The following is a 21,085-nucleotide window of genomic DNA, read 5'->3' as shown; positions in this document are numbered from 1 at the left end:
GGCCCCGTCCCGTGAACAACCCCTTCGCCCCTTCACAGGGCATGGGCTCCCGCCGCACCGACGGCGAGCGCCCTTCCGACCGTTCGGCGGACCGCCCCGGCGGCGGACCGCGTCCGGGCAACAACCCTTTCGCTCCCTCACAGGGAATGCCCCGTCCGGGCGGACGCCGTGAGGACGAGCGCGGTGCCCGTCCGGCAGCAGGAGCCGGCGGACCACGTCCGGCGGCAGGCGCCGGCGGACCCCGTCCCGCAGCAGGCGCTGGTGGACCGCGTCCGGGCGCTCCGCGTCCGGGAGCACCCCGTCCCGCAGGCGCTGGCGGCTCACGCCCCACGCCGGGGATGATGCCCAACCGCACCGAGCGTCCCGCAGCACCAGGCCGCGGCGCACCCGGAGCAGCCGGTGCAGGACCGCGCCGTGGACCCGGCGGAGCGCCGGCAAGCCCCAGCGGGGCTCCCGCAGGCGGCGGCTTCGGCAAGGGCGGCCGCGGACGCGGCGGCACTGCCGGTGCCTTCGGCAAGGGCGGAGCAGGCCGCGGCAAGCAGCGCAAGTCGAAGCGTGCGAAGCGGCAGGAACTCGAGCAGATGTCGGCTCCGTCGCTTGGCGGCGTCAGCGTACCCCGCGGCGACGGCAGCACGATCGTCCGTCTCCGCCGCGGCTCATCAATCACCGACTTCGCCGACAAGATCGAGGCGAACCCGGCAGCACTGGTCACCGTGCTGTTCCACCTCGGCGAGATGGCAACGGCAACGCAGTCGCTCGACGAGGACACCTTCCAGGTGCTCGGCACCGAGCTGGGCTACCTGATCCAGGTCGTGTCCCCCGAGGACGAAGAGCGCGAGCTGCTCAGCAGCTTCGACATCGATTTCGATGCCGAGCTTGAGGCAGAAGGCGACGAGCAGCTTGAGGCCCGTCCTCCGGTTGTCACGGTCATGGGCCACGTCGACCACGGTAAGACGCGTCTTCTCGACGCCGTCCGTAACACCAAGGTCGTCGAAGGCGAGCACGGCGGCATCACCCAGCACATCGGTGCCTACCAGATCCAGCACGTGCTCGAGGATTCAGAGCGGGCCATCACCTTCATTGACACCCCCGGTCACGAGGCCTTCACGGCCATGCGTGCCCGTGGTGCCAGCGTCACCGACATCGCCGTTCTCGTTGTCGCAGCGGACGACGGCGTCATGCCCCAGACCGTTGAGGCACTGAACCACGCACAGGCAGCCAATGTGCCGATCGTTGTGGCAGTGAACAAGATGGACAAGGAAGGCGCGAACCCCGACAAGGTCAAGGGTCAGCTCACCGAGTACGGACTGGTTCCCGAGGAGTACGGCGGCGACACCATGTTCGTCCACGTCTCCGCGCTCAAGGGCGACGGCATCGACGAGCTGCTCGAAGCGGTCCTGCTGACCGCCGACGCGGCGCTCGACATGCGGGCCAACCCGAACAAGGACGCCCGCGGCATCGCCATCGAGGCAAACCTCGACAAGGGCCGCGGCGCCGTTGCGACCGTGCTCGTCCAGTCGGGAACGCTGCGCGTCGGAGACACCATCGTCGCCGGAACGGCCCACGGACGCGTCCGTGCCATGTTCAACGAGAACGGCGATGTGGTCACCACGGCCGGACCGTCGCGGCCCGTCCAGGTGCTCGGTCTTTCCACAGTGCCGAGGGCAGGCGACACGTTCTTCGTCACCGACGACGAGCGCACCGCCCGCCAGATCGCCGAGAAGCGTGAGACCGCTGACCGCAACGCCGCCCTGGCGAAGCGCCGCAAGCGCATCAGCCTCGAGGACTTCGACCAGGCCGTGGCCGAGGGCAAGGTTGACACCCTCAACCTCATCCTCAAGGGCGACGTCTCCGGTGCCGTTGAGGCGCTCGAGGATTCGCTCCTCAAGATCGACGTCGGCGAAGGCGTGCAGCTGCGCGTCATCCACCGCGGCGTCGGCGCCATCACGCAGAACGACGTCAACCTGGCGACCGTGGACAACGCGATCATCATCGGCTTCAACGTCAAGCCCGCCGAGCGCGTGGCCGACCTGGCCGAGCGTGAAGGCGTGGACATGCGCTTCTACTCCGTCATCTATGCAGCCATTGATGACATCGAGCTCGCCCTCAAGGGCATGCTCAAGCCGGAGTACGAGGAGGTCCAGCTCGGCACCGCCGAAGTCCGCGAAGTCTTCCGTTCCTCGAAGTTCGGAAACATCGCAGGCTCGATCGTCCGCTCGGGGATCATCCGCCGCAACACCAAGGCCCGCGTCCTGCGCGAGGGCAAGGTTATCGGCGAGGGCCTCACCGTCGACTCGCTCAAGCGGTTCAAGGACGACGTCACCGAGGTCCGGACGGACTTCGAGTGCGGTATCGGCCTTGGGTCCTTCAACGACATCAAGGAAGGCGACACCATCGAGACCTTCGAAATGCGGGAGAAGCCCCGCGTCTAGCAGGTAGCACAGCGCAGGCGCTCCGGGATCCGGGGCGCCTGTGCTGTCCGCCGGCCGTGCTGCGGCCGGCTCAACGTTTCAGCAGACCAGAGCAACAGGAGGAAGAGTAATGGCAGATCCGGCACGCGCTGCGCGGCTCGCACAGCGGATCAAGGTGATTGTCGCCGAGGCTCTCCGCCGCAGGGTCAAGGATCCACGGCTCGAAGCGGTGACCCTGACCGATGCACGCGTCACCAACGACCTCCAGCACGCCACCCTCTACTACACCGTGCTCGGTGACGAGGACGAGCAGCAGGCCACCCGGGCGGCCCTCGAATCCGCCCGCGGCATCCTGCGCGCCGAAGTCGGCAAGAACATCACGGCCCGGCTCACGCCGACGCTCGAGTTCGTTCCCGACGAGATTCCGGTGAACGCCGGCCATCTCGAGGAGCTCCTCCGGAAGGCCCGCGAACGCGACGCCGAGGTGGCAGCCATCGCCCAGGGCGCCGAATTCGCTGGCGACGCCGACCCGTACCGCACCGCCGAGGAGCGCGACGAGGAGTCGACCGAGGCTCCGCGCGGGCTCTAGGGCTCCGCACTGATTGAGGGCCGGGACGTCCGGCAGCTCCGGTGCCGCCTCCGGGCACGCAGAAGAAGCAGTTGACCGCTGGTCAGCTGCTTCTTCTGCGCGGGAGGCGTCCCAGGCCCTCGACCAGCGCGTCGGTCCCGGTGCACAGGGCAATCCGGACCCAGCCCTCACCCCCGGAACCGAACGCCGTTCCCGGCGCCAGCGCCACCCCGCGGGTCTCCAGCAGCGAAGCGACCCACGCCCGGACATCGCCGCCGGAGGCGTGGGAAACATCGGCCCACAGGTAGAACGCCCCCTGCGCCGGCAGGTACGGGATATTGAGCTCCCGGAGCACCGCCGTGGCCGCGTCCCGGTTCTTCCGGTAGTGCGCCAGGGCGTCGGCCACGTAGTCCTGCGGCCCGGTCAGCGCCGCGAGTGCGCCGTACTGGGACGGCGCTGAGACGCAGGAGACGGTGGCTTCCATGATGTTGTTCAGCAGCGGCTCCATGCCGGGCGGCGTGATGAGCGCGCCGATCCGCAGCCCCGTCAGGCCGTAGGTCTTCGACAGGGTCAGGGAGGTGAAGACCCTCGGGCTGCCGGCCTCGGCGGGGGCCTCGGGGCCGCCGGCGTCGAAGCGTGCCGGACTCACATGCTCGACGTCGAAGGTGAACGCCTCGTAGCACTCATCGGAGAGGATCCACAGGTCCCGGCGCCGCGCGAGGTCGACCAGCCGCCGGGTCAGATCGGCGTCGAACACGGCGCCGAGCGGGTTCGACGGCGAGTTGAGGACGAGCATCCGGGTACGCGGGGTCACCAGCGCCTCGAGGTCCTCGATGCGCGGCTGGAAGCCGTTGTCCGGCAGCAGCGGGTAGGGGACGGCGACGGCGTGCACCAGCCCGGCCGTCATCGGGTAGGTGGGGTAGCCGGGGTTGGGGACGAGCACCTCGTCCCCGGGCCCGAGGAGGGTGCTCATCGCCAGGTGCAGCCCCTGCTGGGCGCCGGCGGTCACGTAGACCTGCGAGGGATCCACGGCCACGCCGTTGTGCCCGAGGAACCGGGCGGCGAAGGCCTCCCGCAGCGGTGCGATGCCCGCGTTGGGCGTGTAGTTCGTCTCGTCGCGGTCCAGGGCCGCCATCGACGCCTCAAGGACGTGCCGGGCGACCGGAAACCCGGGCTCGCCGATGCTGAGCACGATGGAGTGCGGGGTGGCCCATGCAGCCTGGGTGATCTCGCGGATCTGGTTGACCGGAACGCGGCGGGCGTGGGCGGCGGGAAGCATAGGGGAATGCTATCGCCTGCGCTGCGCCGCGCGGGCGGCACCGGCCGGCGGGGAGCGCCCCGGGCTTCGCCCTATACTGGGAGGCGTGAATTCCGGGCAGGTCCACTCAGGGCTGATAATCGTGGACAAGCCCCAGGGCTGGACCAGCCATGACGTCGTTGGACGCATGCGCCGGCTGGCGGGCACCCGCAAGGTCGGCCACGCCGGCACCCTCGACCCGATGGCCACCGGCGTCCTGGTGATCGGCGTCAACCGCGCCACCCGGCTGCTCACCTACATCGTGGGCACCGACAAGACCTACACCGCCACCATCCGGCTGGGCCAGTCAACGATCACCGACGACGCCGAGGGCGAGATCACCGGGGGCAGCATCGCGGCCGCCATCACCCCCGAGGACATCTCCGCAGGCGTGCGCGCCCTCACCGGGACGATCTCCCAGGTGCCCAGCAGCGTCAGCGCCATCAAGGTCAAGGGCCAGCGGGCCTACGCCCGGGTGCGCTCCGGGGAGGACGTCCAGCTTGAGGCCCGGTCCGTCACGGTCTCCCGGTTCGAGGTCCACGACATCCGCCGCGTCAACGGCGGGCGGCAGCAGGACGTCGACGTCACCGTCGAGTGCAGCTCCGGCACCTACATCCGCGCCCTCGCCCGGGATCTTGGGACGGCCCTGGGGGTGGGCGGGCATCTCACCGCGCTGCGGCGTACCCGGGTCGGCCCCTACACCATCGAGGGGGCCTCCACCCTTGACCAGCTTGCCGAGAAGCTGACGCTGCTTGAGCTCGACGACGCCGGGCGCGCCCTGTTCCCGGTGCGGGAGCTCAGCGCCGCCGAGGCCGACGACGTCTCCCACGGCCGGAAGATCCCCGCCGGGCAGGAGGCCGGGCCCGTGGCCGCCTACTCGCCCGCCGGCACTCTCGTAGCCCTGCTCGAGAACCGCGGCCAGGACGCCCGGGCCCTGCTGGTCTTCGCGCCCGGAAACGGTCCGGCGTGATGGACGGATTCCTCCTGGCGGGCTCGGTGATCGGCGTCGTCTCCGCCCTGCTGTGCATCGGGGCCGCGCTGCTGCGCCAGCCCCCGAACGACATCACCATCCTCTCCGTGGCCGCCGTCGAGCTGTTCCTGCTCGTCTATGCCGTGGCCGCCGGAGTACGGCAGGCCGGGGGAGAGCCGGTGCTGGGCGAGGCCTGGGAGTTTTGGGGCTACCTCCTGACCGCCCTTGTCCTGCCGGTGGGCGCCTTCTGGTGGGCCATCCTCGAGCGGAGCCGCTGGAGCAATCTGGTGCTGGCCGCCGCCGGGCTCGCCGTGTTTGTCATGCTGGTTCGAATGGAGCAGATCTGGGACGGAGTGGCAGGACTGTGAAGCACACCGGAAGCGACGGCGGCGGCCCCGGCAACGCAGGTACGCCCTCCGCCGGCGGGGCCAGCCCCGCCGGCGGTTCCGGTGGGGGAGGGGAGGCCCGGCGGACGCACGGCCCGGGCCGGCTGCTGATTGCCGTCTACGGCATCTTCGCCCTGGCCGCCTCCGCACGGGCCGCCTTCCAGATCGCCACCAAGTTCTCCGAGGCACCGCTGGCCTACCTGCTGACCGCCTTAGCGGCCGCCGTCTACGTCCTCGCGACCGTCTCACTGGCCCGGCCCGGCGCCCGCTGGTTTCGAATCTCCGTCGCCGCCGTCGGCGTCGAACTCATCGGCGTCCTGGCCGTGGGCAGCTTCAGCCTCCTCGATCCGCAGGCCTTCCCCGCCGACACGGTGTGGTCCGCCTTCGGCCAGGGCTACGGCTACGTCCCCCTGATCCTTCCGGTCCTCGGCCTGGCCTGGCTGTACCGCAACCGGCCCGCGGCACCCCTGCCCGCCTAGGTGTATTGACCTAGGCGGTACCGCCCTCCGCCCGGCAGCGGCCCGGGTCCGCGTGCCACGGCCCGATCCGCCGGGCACCTCCAAGATCGCCCTTTCCGGTCCCTGTGGTGCGTGAGAGTATTGCGGCAGGAGCAGCAAGGACAGCGAGGAAGCGCCATGAGCACGAACATCCCGGACCCGCACGGCCGGCCGGGGACCAACACCCCGGGCTCGGCGGCTTCAGCATCCAGCACTGAGCCGACCGGCAGTGGTCCGGTCAGCGGCGGAACCGGCAGCGGCCCGGCCGGAACCCCACCCTCCACTCGACCGCCCTCCACGCCTGCGCCGTCCCCCACCGAAGCCGGTCCAGCCAACGAAGGGACCACCAAGGACGGGACCACCAGGGGCGGGACCACCAGGGACCGGACCAAGGCCAAGGAGGGCGCGAAGCCCCGGGAGGGGATCGGGGGCAGCGACTGGAGCATGTTCCGCACCGTCGTCGTCCTCGTCGGCCTGATCCTTGCCGGGTTCGGTGCCTACTACCTGATCCTCGGCACCGCCGGCCTTCCCGACACCGACGCCCGGCCCGTCAACCCGACCCTCGAGAACCAGTTCCGTTTCTTCTCCGCCATGATGGTCGGCGTGGGGGCGGCCTTCGTCACCATCGCCGTGAAGTTCCAGTGGGCCAACATGCTCTGGCTGGTCTGCCTCATGGTCTTCGCCGGAGGCATCGGCAGGGTGCTGTCCTGGGCGTTCTCGGGAACCCCCCACTACCTGCTGATCATCCTCATGGTCGTTGAGCTCGCCTTCCCGGCCGCCCTGCTGGTGTGGCACAAGTACATCACCAAGACCACCCAGCTGCGGAAGGACTTCAGCTCCCGCAGCTGATGCCCGGGGAGGCACTTTCGCCGAATCCTTCCCGCGGCTTCTGCAAAGCTTTCCCGCGGCTTTTGCGAAGCTTTTCTGCGGCAAACGTGAAATGGCGGAGCGCGTTATCGGCAATAATGGACAGTGGCGCTGCAGGGAACCGGACGCTCCGGCCCGCGCCGCGGAAAGCCGCAACGGCGAAGGAGATGCGTGTTCTACTGGAGAGACCTTGCCGATGTGCCCCACGATTTCGGCCCGTCGGTCCTCACGCTCGGCAACTTTGACGGTGTCCACCGGGGCCACCAGCGCGTGCTGGAGCACCTGGTTGAGGCGGCGCGGAAGCGTGACGCCGCGGCCGTCGCGATCTCCTTCGACCCGCACCCCGCCCAGGTCCACCGCCCGGACAGCGCACCGGCGCTGATCATGGGGCTCGAGGACCGGGTGCACACGCTGGCCGAGACCGGCATCGACGGCGTCCTGATGATGCACTACACCCTCGACCTCGCCTCCTACACCCCCGAGGAGTTCGTCGAGAAGGTCCTCGTGAACGCGCTCCACGCCTGCGCCGTCGTCATCGGACACGACGTGCGGTTTGGGCGCGGCAACAGCGGCGACCTTGAGACGATGCGAGCCCTGGGCCACCGGTTCGGCTTCGAGGTCCTCGCCATCGACGACTTCGCGGCGAGCGTGCCCCTGGCGACCGGCCAGGGCGAGGCGACGCGCCGCTGCTCCTCAACCTGGGTGCGGGAATCGCTTGACGCCGGCGACGTGGAAACCGCGGCCCGGATCCTCGGACGCCCGCACCGGATGCGCGGCGAGGTCGTGCACGGGGCGAAACGGGGGAGGGAGATGGGCTTCCCGACGGCCAACCTCGCCGACGACGCCGAGGGCTACGTCCCGGCCGACGGCATCTATGCCGGCTGGCTCGTCGACGGATCGGGGACCCGGTGGCCCGCCGCGATCTCCGTCGGATCGAACCCGACCTTCGAAGGCGTCACCCGGCAGGTCGAGGCGCACGTCATCGACCGTCCGGAGGAGGAGATCTCGGCCTTCAACCTGTACGGGCAGAGGATTGTCGTCGAGTTCGTCCAGCGGCTGCGGGGCCAGATCACCTACACCGGACCCGAGGCGCTGGCCGAGCAGATGTGCCTCGACGTGGACCGCTCGCGGCAGGTGCTTTCGACAGATCTGCAGGCCAGCGGCTAAACTGGAGGCTGAGATCCGGCTGCAGTCCGTGGTGGCTGGATTTTTGTGTGTCAGGTATGGGTACCGCCGCTTCGGCGGAGGGCCGGTGCCCGGCCGAAACCTCTTATTCACGGTACAACTCTAGGAGTTACACGTGGCCCTTGACGCCGCTATCAAGCAGGAAATCATCAAAGAGTACGCCACCTCCGAGGGGGACACCGGTTCCCCCGAGGTGCAGATCGCGATGCTTTCCCGCCGCATCCTTGACCTGACCGAACACCTGAAGATGCACAAGCATGACCACCACACCCGTCGTGGCCTGCTTCTTCTGGTCGGACGCCGCCGGCGCCTGCTGGACTACCTGCGCGACACCGACATCACGCGTTACCGGACGCTCATCGAGCGCCTCGGCCTGCGCCGATAGGTTGGATGGAAGGCGGCGCCATCTCCCCGGGAGACGGAGCCGCCTTCCGCTTATCCCCGGTTCCTCCGGGTGCACCACCGCTAGATAAACATCTGGAGCCAGCAGGCACCGCGCATTCGCGGTCCTCGGTAGTGATCTCCGGGAGGCGGGCCGCAGAGGCCGCCGTCCCGTGGGTCTCGATCGAAGACCGGGTGCACAGGCGGCCCACGAGGGGCCGCCCGACAATGGTGCCGACCGCCCCCACCACAAAGAAACGGAGGTGACTCTCTATGGAGGGTCCCGAGATCCAATTTGCTGAAGCCGTCATCGACAATGGCCGCTTCGGAACACGCACCGTCCGCTTCGAAACCGGCAGGCTCGCCCAGCAGGCCGCCGGCGCAGCGATGGTCTACATCGACGAAGACACCGCACTGCTCTCGGCAACGACCGCCGGAAGCTCCACCCGCGAAGGCTTCGACTTCTTCCCGCTGACGGTCGACGTCGAAGAGCGCATGTACGCCGCCGGGCGCATCCCGGGCTCATTCTTCCGCCGCGAGGGCCGCCCCTCCACCGAGGCGATCCTCGCCTGCCGCCTGATGGACCGCCCGCTGCGTCCGGCCTTCGTCAAGGGCCTGCGCAACGAGGTCCAGATCGTCGTCACCGTGCTGGCGATCAACCCCGACGTCCGCTACGACGTCGTCGCCATCAACGCGGCCTCGATGTCCACCCAGCTCTCCGGACTTCCCTTCTCCGGCCCGATCGGCGGCGTCCGCGTTGCGCTCGTCTCCGACGGCAGCGGAAGCGACCAGTGGATCGCCTTCCCGAAGCACTCGGAGCTCGAGAACTCCGTCTTCGACATGGTCGTCGCCGGCCGCGTCGTCGGTGACGACGTCGCCATCATGATGGTCGAGGCCGAAGCGACCGACAACTCCTGGAACCTGATCAAGGAAAACGGCGCCACGGCACCGACCGAGGAGATCGTCGCCGAGGGCCTTGAAGCGGCAAAGCCGTTCATCCGCGCCCTGTGCGAAGCGCAGTCGGACCTGGCCTCACGTGCGGCCAAGCCGACCGTCGAGTTCCCCGTGTTCCTCGACTACCAGGACGACGTCTACGCCGCCGTCGAGTCGGCCGCCGCGCAGAAGCTCGCCGAGGTCTTCCAGATCGCCGACAAGCAGGAGCGCAACACCGCCTCCGACGCCCTCAAGGCCGAGGTCCTCGAGTCCCTCGCCGGTTCCTTCGAGGGGCGCGAGAAGGAGCTCTCCGCAGCCTTCCGCTCGGTCACCAAGGCCGTCGTGCGCCAGCGCATCCTCAAGGACCAGGTCCGTATCGACGGCCGTGGCCTTTCAGACATCCGCAAGCTCACCGCCGAGGTCGAGGTCCTGCCCCGCGTCCACGGTTCGGCCATCTTCGAGCGCGGCGAGACCCAGATCCTGGGTGTCACCACGCTGAACATGCTCAAGATGGAACAGCAGATCGACTCGCTGTCCCCGGTGACGCGCAAGCGCTACATGCACCACTACAACTTCCCGCCGTACTCCACCGGTGAGACCGGCCGCGTGGGTTCGCCCAAGCGCCGCGAAATCGGCCACGGCGCCCTGGCCGAGCGTGCCATCGCCCCGGTCCTGCCGAGCCGCGAGGAATTCCCCTACGCGATCCGCCAGGTCTCCGAGGCGCTGAGCTCCAACGGCTCCACCTCGATGGGCTCGGTCTGCGCCTCGACGCTGTCCCTGCTCAACGCCGGTGTCCCGCTGCGGGCACCCGTCGCGGGCATCGCCATGGGCCTCGTCTCCGATGAGGTCGACGGCCAGACCCGCTACGCGGCGCTGACCGACATCCTTGGAGCCGAGGACGCCTTCGGCGACATGGACTTCAAGGTCGCCGGTACCTCCGAGTTCGTCACCGCCATCCAGCTCGACACCAAGCTCGACGGCATCCCCGCCTCGGTGCTGGCCGCAGCGCTGAAGCAGGCCCGCGAGGCCCGCCTCCACATCCTCGGCGTGCTCGAAGCCGCGATCGACGCCCCGGACGAGCTCTCCGAGTTCGCGCCGCGGATCATCTCGGTCAAGATCCCCGTTGACAAGATCGGCGAGGTCATCGGCCCCAAGGGCAAGATGATCAACCAGATCCAGGAGGACACCGGCGCCGACATCTCCATCGAGGATGACGGTACCGTGCTGATCGGCGCGACCGACGGCGGCTCGGCCGAGGCCGCCCGCGCGGCGGTCAACGCCATCGCGAACCCCCAGGTTCCCGAGATCGGCGAGCGCTACCTGGGCACGGTCGTCAAGACGACGACGTTCGGCGCGTTCGTCTCCCTCACCCCGGGCAAGGACGGCCTGCTCCACATCTCCGAGCTGCGCAAGCTCTCGGGCGGCAAGCGCGTCGACAACGTCGACGACGTTGTCGCGGTGGGCCAGAAGGTCCAGGTCGAGATCACCAAGATCGACGACCGCGGAAAGCTCTCCCTGTCGCCGGTGGTTGCCGATGAGGCTGCCGACGACGCCGGCATCGAGCTCCCTGAGGTGCCCGCCGAGGACACCGTCAGCTAGGTGCCCGCGGTTCCACCGCCGACGGCCCCGCCGTGGACCCCCTGGTCCACGGCGGGGCCGTTGGCCGTTTCCCGATCGACGCTCAACCCTGAGAGACCCCGATGTCACTGCCTTCAGCTGTTTCCCTTCCGCTGCTCCCCACGCCGCTTGCCGACGGTGAGAGCGGCGACCCGACGTTCGTGGCCGGCGACCCCGGCGGGGCGGTGGTCCGCCGCTCGGTGCTGCCCGGCGGCGTGCGCGTACTGACCGAGGCGATGCCCGGGCAGCGCTCGGCCACCATCGGGTTCTGGGTCGGGGTCGGCTCACGGGACGAGGCCGAGGGCGAGCACGGCTCCACCCACTTCCTCGAGCACCTGCTGTTCAAGGGCACCCGGAAGCGTTCCGCCCTGGAGATCGCCTCCGCCTTCGACGAGGTCGGCGGCGAGTCCAACGCGGCGACGGCCAAGGAAAACACCTGCTACTACGCCCGGGTGCTCGACACGGACCTGCCCCTGGCCATCGACGTGATCGCCGATATGGTCACCTCGGCCGTCCTCGACCCCGAGGAACTCGAGCAGGAACGCGACGTCATCCTCGAGGAGATCGCGATGGACAGCGATGATCCCGCCGACGTCGCGCACGAGGAGTTCGTCTCGGCCGTCCTGGGCGGCCACCCCCTCGGGCGGCCCATCGGAGGCACCCCCGAGGCCATCCGTGCCATCCCCCGCGACGCGGTGCTGGCCCACTACCGCCGGTACTACACCCCCGCCGAACTCGTCGTCACCGACGCCGGCGGCCTCGACCACGACACCGTCTGCCGGCAGGTGCAGCAGGCCCTCGAGGAGGCCGGCTGGGTCCTCGAGGAGGGCGCCGTGCCGGTGCCCCGCCGTCCCGGCAGGCCCGTCGAGATCTCCGGTGCCCCAGGCGTGCACGTGATCCGCCGCGCGGTCGAACAGGCAAACATCCTGATCGGATGCCCCTCGCTGGTGGCCACGGACGAGCGCCGTTTCGTCATGAGCGTGCTGAACGCCGTGCTCGGCGGCGGCATGTCCTCGCGGCTGTTCCAGGAGATCCGCGAGAAGCGGGGCCTGGTGTACTCGACGTACTCCTTCTCGGCCTCCTACGCCGACGCCGGCTACTTCGCCATGTACGCCGGGTGCTCACCGGCCAAGACAGGACAGGTCATTGCCCTGCTGGGGGAGGAGCTTGACCGCCTTGGCCGCGACGGGATCAGCGAGGAGGAGCTGCGCAAGGCCGTGGGCCAGCTTTCCGGCGGCCTGGTGCTCGCCCTTGAGGACAGCAGCTCGCGCATGTCGCGCCTTGGCCGCTCGGAACTCGTTTCCGGGGAGTTCATCGACCTGGATGAGTCACTCGCCCGCGTCCGTGCCGTCACCCCGGCCGAGGTCCGGGAACTTGCCGCGGAGCTGGCCGCCGCGCCGCGCACCACGATGGTCGTCGGACCCTTCGACGGTCCGGCGGACTTCGGGCTGTAGGCGCCCGGAGGCAATGCGCCCGACGCAGGCGCGGGCCTGACCGCTGCGGCGGCCGGTGGGCCTGCCGGTCAGCCGCCGGCGAAGGGCGGCAGGACGTCGAGGACGTCCTGCTCGGCCAGGACCCGGCCGCGGTCGCGCAGCGCCACCTCGTTCAGCAGGAAGCTGCTGCGCCGCAGGACCTGCTCCATTGACGGGCTCTGGGTTCCGGCATAGCGGTCGCCGATGATGGCCAGGACGTCTTCAACCGTGGCCCCGGCGCCGTCGAGGGTTTCCTCGGCGGTGCCCGCTGCCGCGCGGGCCGCACCGAAATAGCGGATCAGCATTCAGCCACCGATCGCGCTCATCGAACGGTCGGGCTGGATGAAGCCCTCTGCACCGAGCCCGGTCCGCGCCATTCCGTGCGCCTTGGGCTTGGCCCACATCGCCTCCTGCCACCGCCGGGCGACGGCGGCGTCGTCGGCGTCCGAACGCAGCAGTTCCCGCAGGTCCGTCTCCTCGCGGGAGAACAGGCAGCTCATCACCTTTCCCTCGGCGGTGATCCGGGTCCTGCGGCAGTCGGCGCAGAACGGCTCAGTGACGGAGGCGATGATGCCCACCGAGCCCACGACCGTCTCCGGTGCGTCACGGCGCCGCACCTCCCACCGCTCGGCCGGTGCGCCGTCGCGGCGGCGCGGGTCGGCGGTCAGGACGAAGGCCGGTTCGAGCAGCGCGCGCATCTCGGCGGCCGTGACCATGCCGTCCCGGGTCCAGCCGTGGTCCGCGTCGAGGGGCATCTGCTCGATGAACCTCAGTTCGAACCCGCGCGAGACGGCCCATTCGAGCAGCTCGGGGGCCTCATGGTCATTGATGCCGCGCATCAGCACCGCATTGATCTTCACCAGGCCCAGCCCCACCTCCGCGGCGGCCTCGATCCCGCGCAGCACCCGGTCGAGGAACGGACGCCGGGTCAGCTGGGCGAAGGTGCCGGGGTGCAGGGAGTCCATCGAGACGTTGATGCGGGTGAGTCCCGCCTCCTTCAGCCGGGCTGCCTTCTTGTCGAGCCCCAGCCCGTTGGTCGTCAGGGAAATCGGCAGACCGGGGTGGGCGGTGCGCAGGTCCGAGATGATCTCCACCAGGTCCGCCCGCACCAGGGGTTCCCCTCCGGTCAGGCGGAGCTCGCGCACCCCGAGCAGGTCGACGCCGATCCGCACCAGGCGCACGATTTCGGCGCGCGAGAGCACCTGCTCCTTCTGCAGCCAGTTGAGCCCCTCCGCCGGCATGCAGTAGGTGCAGCGCAGGTTGCACTTGTCGGTCAGCGACACCCGCAGATCGGTGGCGCGGCGCCCGAAGGTGTCGAGCAGGCCTGCGCCCGGATCCGTGGGTGCCGGGCCCGGCAGTCCGAGAGATATTCCCATAGTGAGAGGTTACGCCTTTTCGCATCGGCTCCAAGGGCCAATTCCAAGGGCGGAGGTCGCGCCCGGGGACGAGGAGTCCGCTGGCTGGTCTTTCTTCAGCCCCGCCGGGAGGCCGCGGAGGCCCCGGCGGACTAGGGTGGAAGCACCGCAGCACCCGCCCCTCCGGGCGCAGCCGAAAGGACGTCATGACCCGCAGCGTTTCCGAGCACCAGTTGGCGGTCGAACAGCTCCTGGGTGCCGGTGCCTATGCCCGGGCCGTGCGCGGAGCCGGCGCCGCGGAGTTCCTTCCGCTCCGCGCGGCCCTGGGCCGGGTCCTCGCCGCGGACGTCCCTGCCCCGGTGGCCCTTCCTCCCTTCGACAACTCGCAGATGGACGGCTACGCGGTGCATCTGCGGGACCTGGGGGACGGCTCGGCCGCGGCGGAAGACGGGGAGCCCGAGGGCCACCTCCGGCTCCGCGTGGGGGCGCCGGTTCCCGCCGGCAGCTCCCCGCCGCCGCTCGAGCCCGGCACGGCCGTGCCGATCATGACCGGGGCGATGGTTCCCTCCGGCACCGGCGCCGTGGTGCCGATCGAGCGCGCGGACCCGCCGCGGTTCCCCTCCCAGTCCGCGGGCGACGGCGGGCCGCCCGAGGTGCGGCTGCCTGCGGGAACACCTGCCGGCACCTTCATCCGGCGCGCCGGCAGCGACATCGCCGCCGGGGAACTGGCCCTGGGGGCCGGGACCCTGCTGGGTCCGGCGCAGCTGGGGCTGCTGGCTGCCTGCGGCCTGGCCGAGGTCACCGTCCGCACGCCGTTCCGCGTCCTCCTGCTGTCCACCGGGGACGAAGTGACCGAGCCCGGCGGGCCGCTCGGGGACGGCCGGATCTACGACGCCAACACCACCCTGCTTGAGGCCGCCCTGCGCGAAGCCGGCGCCGAGGTCCTCCGGACCCGGGTCCTCTCCGACGACCCGGAGAAGCTGCGCGAGGCGCTCGACACCCCGCCCGCGGCGGAGGTCCACCTGATCCTGACCTCCGGCGGCATCAGCCAGGGCGCCTACGAGGTGGTGAAGCAGGCCCTGTCCGGCAGCGGCGTCGAGTTCCCCGGGGTGGCCCTGCAGCCCGGCGGGCCGCAGGCCATCGGCACGCTCGGTGGGGTCCCGTTCCTCGGGTTTCCCGGCAACCCCGTCAGCGCCCTCGTGTCCTTCGAAATGTTCCTCCGCCCGGCACTGACGGCCCTGACCGGCGCGCCCGCGCCGCGGGTCGCGCTTCCGGCCCGGCTCACCGCACCGGCGTCGTCCCCGCCCACCAAGCACCAGATCCGGCGCGGGCTGTACCGGGAGGGGCAGGTCGAACTCATCGGAGGCCCCGGATCCCATCTGCTCAACGCCCTCGCGGGCTCGAACGCCCTCGTCCACTTCCCGGTTGGCCTCTCCGAGGCGGCCGCCGGCGACGAAGTGACCGTCTGGCTGATCGGCCCCGTCCCGCAGCCTGCACCTCCCGTGCCGGCTCCAACCAACCAGGAGCTGCCCTCATGACACCCAACGAAGCCGGCGACGCGCCCACGCTGTCCCACGTCCGGGCCGACGGCACCGCCCACATGGTCGATGTCTCCGGCAAGGCCGTGACGGCCCGCCAGGCGGTGGCACAGTCGGTCCTGGAGACCAGTGCCGGGGTCGTCGCCATGATCACCGACGGGTCGCTGCCCAAGGGGGACGCCCTCGCCGTCGCCCGCGTCGCCGGGATTATGGCCGCCAAGCAGACCTCCACCCTGATCCCGCTGTGCCATCCGCTGCCGATCAGCCGGGTCTCGGTCGACTTCGCCGCCGACGCGGGGACCGTCACGGTGACCGCGCTGGTCAAGACGACCTCGGTGACCGGGGTCGAGATGGAGGCGCTGACCGCCGCCTCCATCGCCGCCCTGACCCTCTACGACATGATCAAGGCCGTCGACCCGCGCGCCGTGATCCGGGAGACGAAGGTTCTTTCGAAGACCGGCGGGAAGAGCGGAGACTGGAGCGTATGACCCCGCTGAGGAACGCCGCGGTGATAATCGCCTCGACCCGCGCCGCCGCCGGCGCCTACCAGGACGAATGCGGCCCCCTCGTGGCCGGCTGGCTCCTCGAGCACGGCTTCGCCGTGCAGGACGCCGAGGTGGTGCCCGACGGGGATGCCGTGGGTGAGGCCATCGGCCGGGTGCTGGCCGCCGGGCCGGCCGTGCTCATCACCAGCGGGGGCACCGGCCTGAGCGCCGACGACGCCACGCCGGAGCAGACCCTGCCCTACCTCGACCGGCAGCTGCCGGGCATCATGGAGGCGGCGCGCCGGGCGGGGGCCGACAAGGTGCCCACCGCGGCCCTCACCCGCGGGCTGGCCGGTACCGCCGGACGCTCCTTCGTGATCAACCTCCCGGGCTCACCCGGGGGAGTGCGTGACGGGCTCGCCGTCCTCGAACCGCTCATCGGCCACATCTGCGCACAGCTGGAAGGATCCCATGACCACCAGTGAAGTCGTCCGGGCCTACGTCTCGGACACGCCCATCACCCCCGAAGAGGCCCTGGCCGCCGTGGACTCCCCGCGGTGCGGCGCCGCGGTCTCCTTCAGCGGCGTGGTGAGGAACCACGACGGCGGGCGGGAGGTCACCTCGCTGAGCTACACCTCCCACCCCAGCGCCGAACGGGTCATCGCCGAGGTCGCCGCCGAAATCGCCGCCCGGCACGACGGCGTCCGCCTCTGGGTGGCGCACCGGATCGGCCCGCTCGAGATCGGCGACCCGGCCCTCGTGGCCGCCGTCGCCGCCGCCCACCGCGGGGCTGCCTTCGCGGCCTGCTCGGAACTCGTCGACGCCGTCAAGGAGCGCGTGCCGGTCTGGAAGGAACAGTTCTTCACCGACGGCACCGTGGAATGGGTCGGCGCAGGGTAGGAACAGTAGGCTGGGAGGCATGACGCAGGAACTCCCGGTTGCAGTGCTCGGCGCCTCGGGGCGCATGGGCTCCGAGGCGGTCGCCGCCATCCAGGCCGCGGAGGACCTCTCCCTCGTGGCGGCGCTGGGCCGGGGGGATGACCTTGCCACCCTGGTCTCCTCCGGCGCCCGGGTGGTGCTCGACCTGACCGTGCCCGAGGCGACCTATGACAATGTCTGCTTCGCCGTCGAGCACGGCCTCCACGCCGTCGTCGGAACCACCGGCTGGACCCCCGAACGGCTCGACGGGCTGGGCGCCCTGCTCGGGCGCACCCCGTCCACCGGTGTGTTGATCGCCCCGAACTTCGCCCTCGGCTCGGTGCTGGCCACGGCGTTCGCCGCGCAGGCCGCCCGGTACTTCGAATCCGTCGAGATCATCGAACTCCACCACCCCGACAAGGTGGACGCCCCCTCGGGGACGGCCCTGCGCACCGCACAGCTCATCAGCGCGGCGCGCGGCGCGGCCGGAGTGCCCGCCGCTCCCGATGCGACAGCCGGCGGCCTCGCCGGGGCCCGCGGCGCGGACGCCGACGGCATCCCCGTCCACTCCGTGCGCCTGCGCGGGCTCACGGCCCACCAGGAGGTGCTGCTGGGCAGCCCGGGCGAGCAGCTGACCATCCGCCACGACTCCTACGACCGCGCCTCCTTCATGCCCGGCGTCCTGCTCGGGCTTCGGAGCGTGGCCTCCCACCCCGGCCTCACGGTCGGCCTCGAGGGCTACCTCGACCTCGCAACGAACAAGGACCCCCATGCTTGAGACCTTCCGCCGTCACCGGGTAAAGATCGGCGTCCTCTTCGTCACCCTGCTGCTGGTGCTCTGGCTGGCCGTCACGTTCCAGCGCGGCGTCCTGCTGCTCGGCGACCCCTCACCGGTGGCCAAGGCCCTGGGCGCGGGGTACCTGTTCCTGCCGGTCATCGGGGCCTGGGCCCTGATCCGCGAACTGCTCTTCGGCGCCCAGACGGAGCGCATGGCCAAGGTCCTCGAGGCCGAGGGCGGACTGCCCGTTGACGACCTCCCTCGCACCCCGGCCGGACGGATTGTCCGCGCCGCGGCCGACGAGCGCTTCCCGCAGTACCAGGCGGAGGTGGAGAACGACCCGGAGAACTGGCGCAGCTGGTTCCGGCTCTCGTGCGCCTACGATGCCGCCGGTGACCGCACCCGCGCCCGGAAGGCAATGCGCGACGCCGCCCGCCTGTTCCGCTGAGCCGGCCGGCCCGGCGGAAGGGCGGAGGTCCAGGCGGCGGGTAGATCGAGCCTGCTAATGCCTGCCCGACGTCCCGCGGCGGGTCAGCGCCGGTCCCGGCGCGGTGCGGGGTGCCCGCCGCTCCGGGCGGCCTGCGCGGCGCCCGAGGCGATCAGCTCGAGGGGGCCGCGGGCGTGGATCCGCTGGAACAGGATGCCGAGCGCCACCGCACCCACCGCCTGGAACCAGAACACCGGGGCGGGATCGAGCATGGGTTCCTGCTGATCGACCCAGCTCATGACGCAGATGTGGAGCGAATACAGGGTCAGGGTCATCGCTCCCGGCGCCGAGAGCGGAAGGAGCAGCTGCCGGTAGCGGCGGGTGACCAGCAGGCAGACCCCCGTCACCGCGGAGGCGGTCCCGGCCGTGTGCAGCAGGTCGAAGGGCGTCCCGGAATGCGGGGTGCTGACGGCCAGCCACCACCACGACCCGGTCTGGTTGAGGCCCCCGATCCCCACCTGAAGCATCGCCTCGAGGGGGTAGCGCGTTCCTTCCGGCGTCGAAAGCAGGGCGTCCAGGCCGCCGGCGGGGCCGAGCAGGTAGCCGCTGGCAGCCTTCGCCGCAACGGCCGCCGCGGCCCCGCCGAGGATCAACGCGGCCTGGACGCCCAGCCGGGCGAGGTCGAGGCGTCCGATCACCACGCCGATGAGGAGATAGCTCAGCCACTGCAGCGCCGGGTAGTACCCGGTGACGAAGACATCGGCCAGCAGTGTCGCCGGCTCGAGGAAGTGCTCCCAGACCGGATTCCCGTCGAGCGAGGGCGGATTGAGCGTCCCCTCGATCCAGGGGCGCAGAAGGAAGGCCGCGGCGGGGGAGAGCAGCAGCCAGCCGGCCGCCCAGGCCGCGAGGACCGGCAGCCGCAGGCCCAGGAAGGGAAGGGCCAGCAGGAACAGGATCCCGTAGTGGAAGAGGATGATGGCGATGTTCGTCTCCACGCCGCCGAGCACGAGTCCGACGGTGGCGATGATGACGGCGCGCACGGCGATCCCGCGGCGGTCCCCCGAGAGGACCCCTGACCGGTGCGGAGTGCTTCCGCCCGTCAGCAGTGCGAGTCCGATCCCTGCCACCACTGCGAACAGGGCCGACGCCCGCCCGGTGAAGAGCAGCGCAACCCACGAAGGGTCGGCCGTCCCGGGGACGTACAGGGGGAAGATGTGGGTGCTCATCATTCCGAAAAGGGCAATGCCGCGGGCCGCGTCGAGGCCGGTCAGACGCCGGAAGGCCGGGGAGGACACCATCCCTCGATCGTCTCACAGCGGCCCGCCGCGGCGGACGTTCCACCCGCGGCGGCAGCGCCCCGCCCTGCACCCCGCGGCCTGAGCAGGTAACGTTTTACCCATGGTTGAAACCCTCCCCTCAAACCCGTTCGGCACCCTGGTCACCGCAATGGTCACCCCGTTCACAGCCGATGGGGCGGTGGACCTCGACGGAGCCGCCGCCCTGGCGTCGCGGCTCGTCGACGACGGCTGCGACGGCCTCGTCGTCTCCGGCACCACAGGGGAGACCTCGACCCTTGAGGACTCGGAGAAGGAAGACCTGTTCCGGGTCGTCGCCCAGGCCGTCGGCGGCCGGGCGCGGGTGATTGCCGGAACCGGCACCAACCACACCTCGCACTCGGTGGAGATGGCGCACCGTGCCGTCCGTGCCGGCGTCGACGCCCAGCTCGTTGTTACCCCGTATTACAACAAGCCAACCCAGGCCGGGGTCCTCGCGCATTTCACCGCCGTTGCCGACGCGACCGACCTGCCGGTCATGATCTACGACATTCCGGGCCGCGCCGGTATCCCCATTGCCACCGAGACGATGATCCGGCTGGCGGACCACCCGGTGGTCCTCGCGCTCAAGGACGCCAAGGCCGACTTCGGCGAGGTGACGAGGGTGCTGGCCAACACCGACCTCGCCGTCTACTCGGGCGACGACGGCCTCACCCTGCCCTGGATGGCGGCCGGGGCCGTTGGAGTCGTCAGCGTCACCGCGCACGTGGCCACCACCCAGTTCCGGGCGCTCGTGGACGCGGCCGCGGCCGGGGACTTCGCGACCGCCAGGCGCCTTCACTTCGAGCTGGACCCGGTGATCCGCGCCGTGATGACCCACCTTCCCGGGGCGGTCTCCGCCAAGCAGATCCTCCACCGCCAGGGCACCCTCGCGGGCGCCGCCGTGCGCCTGCCGCTTGTGGTTCCGACGCCGGCGGAGCTCGAGCCGGTGTTAGCGGACCTGGCCGAGGCCGGGTGGGACCTCCCGCCGGCCGCGCCCTCGCAGGCTGCCGGGGCGCGCGCGTGAGCCCCACCGCCCCGCTGTCCCCGGCGCCGGCGCTCGCCGACGGAACCCTCCGCATTGTGGCGCTCGGGGGCCTTGGGGAGATCGGCCGCAACATGGCGGTCTTCGAGCTGAACGGCAAGCTGCTCATCGTGGACTGCGGGGTGCTCTTCCCCGAGGAGCACCAGCCCGGCGTCGACCTGATCCTGCCTGACTTCTCCTACCTTGAGGGCCGGCTCGACGACGTGGTCGGGCTCGTCCTGACCCACGGCCACGAGGACCACATCGGGGCGGTGCCCTACCTGCTGCGGCTCAAGGAGGACATCCCGCTCATCGGTTCCCAGCTCACCCTGGCCCTGATCGAGGCGAAGCTGCAGGAACACCGCATCCGCCCCTACACGCTTACGGTGTCCGAGGGGCAGATCGAACAGTTCGGCCCCTTCGAGTGCGAGTTCGTCGCGGTGAACCACTCGATTCCCGACGCGCTGGCGGTGTTTATCCGAACCGAGGCGGGAAACGTGCTTCACACCGGCGACTTCAAGATGGACCAGCTTCCCCTCGACGGGCGCATCACCGACCTGCGCGCCTTCTCCCGGCTCGGCGAGGAGGGCGTCGACCTGTTCCTCGTCGACTCGACCAACGCCGACGTGCCCGGCTTCACCGCCGCCGAGCGGGAGATCGGGG

22 protein-coding genes are annotated in these 21,085 nt (G+C 70.6%); 18 read left to right on the top strand and 4 right to left on the bottom strand.

Features of this window, described 5'->3' with window-relative positions; all coding sequences use genetic code 11:
* Positions 1-2,432 (top strand): translation initiation factor IF-2 (gene infB / locus QZX79_RS18335; protein ID WP_294570838.1); only part of this gene is annotated, 2,432 nt, incomplete at its 5' end.
* A 109-nt stretch (positions 2,433-2,541) separates the two neighbouring features.
* A complete protein-coding gene (rbfA, locus tag QZX79_RS18330) occupies positions 2,542-3,000 on the top strand; it encodes a 30S ribosome-binding factor RbfA (RefSeq protein WP_120166623.1) in 459 nt (152 codons plus the stop codon).
* A gap of 82 nt (positions 3,001-3,082) precedes the next feature.
* Here rbfA and QZX79_RS18325 read toward each other — a convergent pair whose 3' ends face one another.
* Complete coding sequence (locus tag QZX79_RS18325) at positions 3,083-4,258, bottom strand: pyridoxal phosphate-dependent aminotransferase (RefSeq protein ID WP_294570832.1); 1,176 nt, start codon at positions 4,256-4,258, stop codon at positions 3,083-3,085.
* 85 nt (positions 4,259-4,343) lie between these two features.
* Between QZX79_RS18325 and truB the strand changes: the two genes are divergently transcribed.
* The 8 genes from truB (at position 4,344) to QZX79_RS18285 (ending at position 12,566) form a co-directional block, all read left to right on the top strand.
* Positions 4,344-5,246: a tRNA pseudouridine(55) synthase TruB gene (gene truB / locus QZX79_RS18320; RefSeq protein ID WP_294570829.1), complete on the top strand. Its 903-nt coding sequence runs from the start codon at positions 4,344-4,346 to the stop codon at positions 5,244-5,246.
* Positions 5,246-5,614 (top strand): hypothetical protein, encoded by a 369-nt coding sequence (locus tag QZX79_RS18315; RefSeq protein WP_120166619.1) that lies wholly within the window; start codon positions 5,246-5,248, stop codon positions 5,612-5,614. The genes truB and QZX79_RS18315 overlap by 1 nt, the downstream gene beginning before the upstream one ends.
* Positions 5,611-6,111, top strand: a complete 501-nt coding sequence (locus QZX79_RS18310) for a hypothetical protein (protein WP_294570817.1) — start codon at positions 5,611-5,613, stop codon at positions 6,109-6,111. Before QZX79_RS18315 ends, QZX79_RS18310 begins: the two co-directional genes overlap by 4 nt.
* A gap of 156 nt (positions 6,112-6,267) precedes the next feature.
* On the top strand, positions 6,268-6,978 hold the full coding sequence (locus QZX79_RS18305; RefSeq protein WP_294570814.1) for a DUF4345 domain-containing protein: 711 nt from the start codon (positions 6,268-6,270) through the stop codon (positions 6,976-6,978).
* Between the two features lie 189 nt (positions 6,979-7,167).
* Positions 7,168-8,163, top strand: coding sequence for a bifunctional riboflavin kinase/FAD synthetase (locus QZX79_RS18300; protein ID WP_294570810.1), 996 nt, complete (start codon positions 7,168-7,170; stop codon positions 8,161-8,163).
* 133 nt (positions 8,164-8,296) lie between these two features.
* Positions 8,297-8,566 (top strand): 30S ribosomal protein S15, encoded by a 270-nt coding sequence (rpsO, locus tag QZX79_RS18295; protein ID WP_120166611.1) that lies wholly within the window; start codon positions 8,297-8,299, stop codon positions 8,564-8,566.
* Positions 8,567-8,835: 269 nt separating this feature from the next.
* Positions 8,836-11,094: a polyribonucleotide nucleotidyltransferase gene (locus QZX79_RS18290; RefSeq protein ID WP_294570805.1), complete on the top strand. Its 2,259-nt coding sequence runs from the start codon at positions 8,836-8,838 to the stop codon at positions 11,092-11,094.
* Positions 11,095-11,195: 101 nt separating this feature from the next.
* Positions 11,196-12,566, top strand: coding sequence for a pitrilysin family protein (locus tag QZX79_RS18285; RefSeq protein ID WP_294570802.1), 1,371 nt, complete (start codon positions 11,196-11,198; stop codon positions 12,564-12,566).
* Positions 12,567-12,634: 68 nt separating this feature from the next.
* On the opposite strand, the gene QZX79_RS18280 is transcribed toward QZX79_RS18285, so the two are convergent.
* Together QZX79_RS18280 and moaA are read right to left on the bottom strand one after the other, a co-directional pair.
* Entirely contained in the window at positions 12,635-12,889 is a 255-nt protein-coding gene (locus tag QZX79_RS18280) for a MoaD/ThiS family protein (protein ID WP_120166605.1), read from the bottom strand.
* Positions 12,890-13,960, bottom strand: coding sequence for a GTP 3',8-cyclase MoaA (moaA, locus tag QZX79_RS18275; RefSeq protein WP_294570797.1), 1,071 nt, complete (start codon positions 13,958-13,960; stop codon positions 12,890-12,892).
* 185 nt (positions 13,961-14,145) lie between these two features.
* Here moaA and glp point away from each other — a divergent pair, with 185 nt between their 5' ends.
* The 6 genes from glp to QZX79_RS18245 are packed head-to-tail and all read left to right on the top strand — an operon-like array spanning position 14,146 to position 18,106.
* On the top strand, positions 14,146-15,477 hold the full coding sequence (gene glp / locus QZX79_RS18270; protein WP_294570793.1) for a gephyrin-like molybdotransferase Glp: 1,332 nt from the start codon (positions 14,146-14,148) through the stop codon (positions 15,475-15,477).
* Complete coding sequence (gene moaC / locus QZX79_RS18265) at positions 15,474-15,965, top strand: cyclic pyranopterin monophosphate synthase MoaC (protein ID WP_294570790.1); 492 nt, start codon at positions 15,474-15,476, stop codon at positions 15,963-15,965. Before glp ends, moaC begins: the two co-directional genes overlap by 4 nt.
* Positions 15,962-16,447, top strand: a complete 486-nt coding sequence (locus QZX79_RS18260) for a molybdenum cofactor biosynthesis protein B (RefSeq protein WP_294570786.1) — start codon at positions 15,962-15,964, stop codon at positions 16,445-16,447. Before moaC ends, QZX79_RS18260 begins: the two co-directional genes overlap by 4 nt.
* A complete protein-coding gene (locus QZX79_RS18255; RefSeq protein ID WP_294570783.1) occupies positions 16,434-16,862 on the top strand; it encodes a molybdenum cofactor biosynthesis protein MoaE in 429 nt (142 codons plus the stop codon). Before QZX79_RS18260 ends, QZX79_RS18255 begins: the two co-directional genes overlap by 14 nt.
* A 19-nt stretch (positions 16,863-16,881) precedes the next feature.
* Positions 16,882-17,658 carry a 4-hydroxy-tetrahydrodipicolinate reductase gene (gene dapB / locus QZX79_RS18250; RefSeq protein WP_294570773.1) on the top strand — a complete coding sequence of 259 codons (777 nt, stop codon included), beginning with the start codon at positions 16,882-16,884 and terminating at the stop codon, positions 17,656-17,658.
* A complete protein-coding gene (locus QZX79_RS18245) occupies positions 17,651-18,106 on the top strand; it encodes a tetratricopeptide repeat protein (RefSeq protein WP_294570770.1) in 456 nt (151 codons plus the stop codon). The genes dapB and QZX79_RS18245 overlap by 8 nt, the downstream gene beginning before the upstream one ends.
* Positions 18,107-18,189: 83 nt before the next feature.
* On the opposite strand, the gene QZX79_RS18240 is transcribed toward QZX79_RS18245, so the two are convergent.
* Positions 18,190-19,383, bottom strand: a complete 1,194-nt coding sequence (locus QZX79_RS18240) for a heparan-alpha-glucosaminide N-acetyltransferase domain-containing protein (protein ID WP_294570768.1) — start codon at positions 19,381-19,383, stop codon at positions 18,190-18,192.
* A gap of 100 nt (positions 19,384-19,483) precedes the next feature.
* Here QZX79_RS18240 and dapA point away from each other — a divergent pair, with 100 nt between their 5' ends.
* Both dapA and QZX79_RS18230 read left to right on the top strand, forming a co-directional pair.
* Positions 19,484-20,425 carry a 4-hydroxy-tetrahydrodipicolinate synthase gene (gene dapA, locus QZX79_RS18235; RefSeq protein WP_294570765.1) on the top strand — a complete coding sequence of 314 codons (942 nt, stop codon included), beginning with the start codon at positions 19,484-19,486 and terminating at the stop codon, positions 20,423-20,425.
* Positions 20,422-21,085: ribonuclease J (locus QZX79_RS18230; protein ID WP_294570762.1), on the top strand; the 664-nt coding region annotated here is incomplete at its 3' end. The genes dapA and QZX79_RS18230, both read left to right, overlap by 4 nt.

The organism is uncultured Arthrobacter sp. (assembly GCF_902805515.1).
Lineage (GTDB): Bacteria > Actinomycetota > Actinomycetes > Actinomycetales > Micrococcaceae > Arthrobacter_D.
Note: the sequence above shows the minus strand (reverse complement) of the source record. Positions and strands in the feature narration are given on the sequence as shown.

What these genes read in the sequence shown, in the direction of transcription:
- rbfA (WP_120166623.1), top strand. Translation starts at nt 2,542, where the DNA reads ATGGCAGATCCGGCACGCGCTGCGCGGCTCGCACAGCGGATCAAGGTG.
- QZX79_RS18325 (WP_294570832.1), bottom strand. Translation starts at nt 4,258, where the DNA reads ATGCTTCCCGCCGCCCACGCCCGCCGCGTTCCGGTCAACCAGATCCGC.
- QZX79_RS18315 (WP_120166619.1), top strand. Translation starts at nt 5,246, where the DNA reads ATGGACGGATTCCTCCTGGCGGGCTCGGTGATCGGCGTCGTCTCCGCC.
- QZX79_RS18305 (WP_294570814.1), top strand. Translation starts at nt 6,268, where the DNA reads ATGAGCACGAACATCCCGGACCCGCACGGCCGGCCGGGGACCAACACC.
- QZX79_RS18290 (WP_294570805.1), top strand. Translation starts at nt 8,836, where the DNA reads ATGGAGGGTCCCGAGATCCAATTTGCTGAAGCCGTCATCGACAATGGC.
- QZX79_RS18285 (WP_294570802.1), top strand. Translation starts at nt 11,196, where the DNA reads ATGTCACTGCCTTCAGCTGTTTCCCTTCCGCTGCTCCCCACGCCGCTT.
- QZX79_RS18280 (WP_120166605.1), bottom strand. Translation starts at nt 12,889, where the DNA reads ATGCTGATCCGCTATTTCGGTGCGGCCCGCGCGGCAGCGGGCACCGCC.
- moaA (WP_294570797.1), bottom strand. Translation starts at nt 13,960, where the DNA reads ATGGGAATATCTCTCGGACTGCCGGGCCCGGCACCCACGGATCCGGGC.
- glp (WP_294570793.1), top strand. Translation starts at nt 14,146, where the DNA reads ATGACCCGCAGCGTTTCCGAGCACCAGTTGGCGGTCGAACAGCTCCTG.
- moaC (WP_294570790.1), top strand. Translation starts at nt 15,474, where the DNA reads ATGACACCCAACGAAGCCGGCGACGCGCCCACGCTGTCCCACGTCCGG.
- QZX79_RS18260 (WP_294570786.1), top strand. Translation starts at nt 15,962, where the DNA reads ATGACCCCGCTGAGGAACGCCGCGGTGATAATCGCCTCGACCCGCGCC.
- QZX79_RS18255 (WP_294570783.1), top strand. Translation starts at nt 16,434, where the DNA reads ATGACCACCAGTGAAGTCGTCCGGGCCTACGTCTCGGACACGCCCATC.
- dapB (WP_294570773.1), top strand. Translation starts at nt 16,882, where the DNA reads ATGACGCAGGAACTCCCGGTTGCAGTGCTCGGCGCCTCGGGGCGCATG.
- QZX79_RS18245 (WP_294570770.1), top strand. Translation starts at nt 17,651, where the DNA reads ATGCTTGAGACCTTCCGCCGTCACCGGGTAAAGATCGGCGTCCTCTTC.
- QZX79_RS18240 (WP_294570768.1), bottom strand. Translation starts at nt 19,383, where the DNA reads ATGGTGTCCTCCCCGGCCTTCCGGCGTCTGACCGGCCTCGACGCGGCC.
- dapA (WP_294570765.1), top strand. Translation starts at nt 19,484, where the DNA reads ATGGTTGAAACCCTCCCCTCAAACCCGTTCGGCACCCTGGTCACCGCA.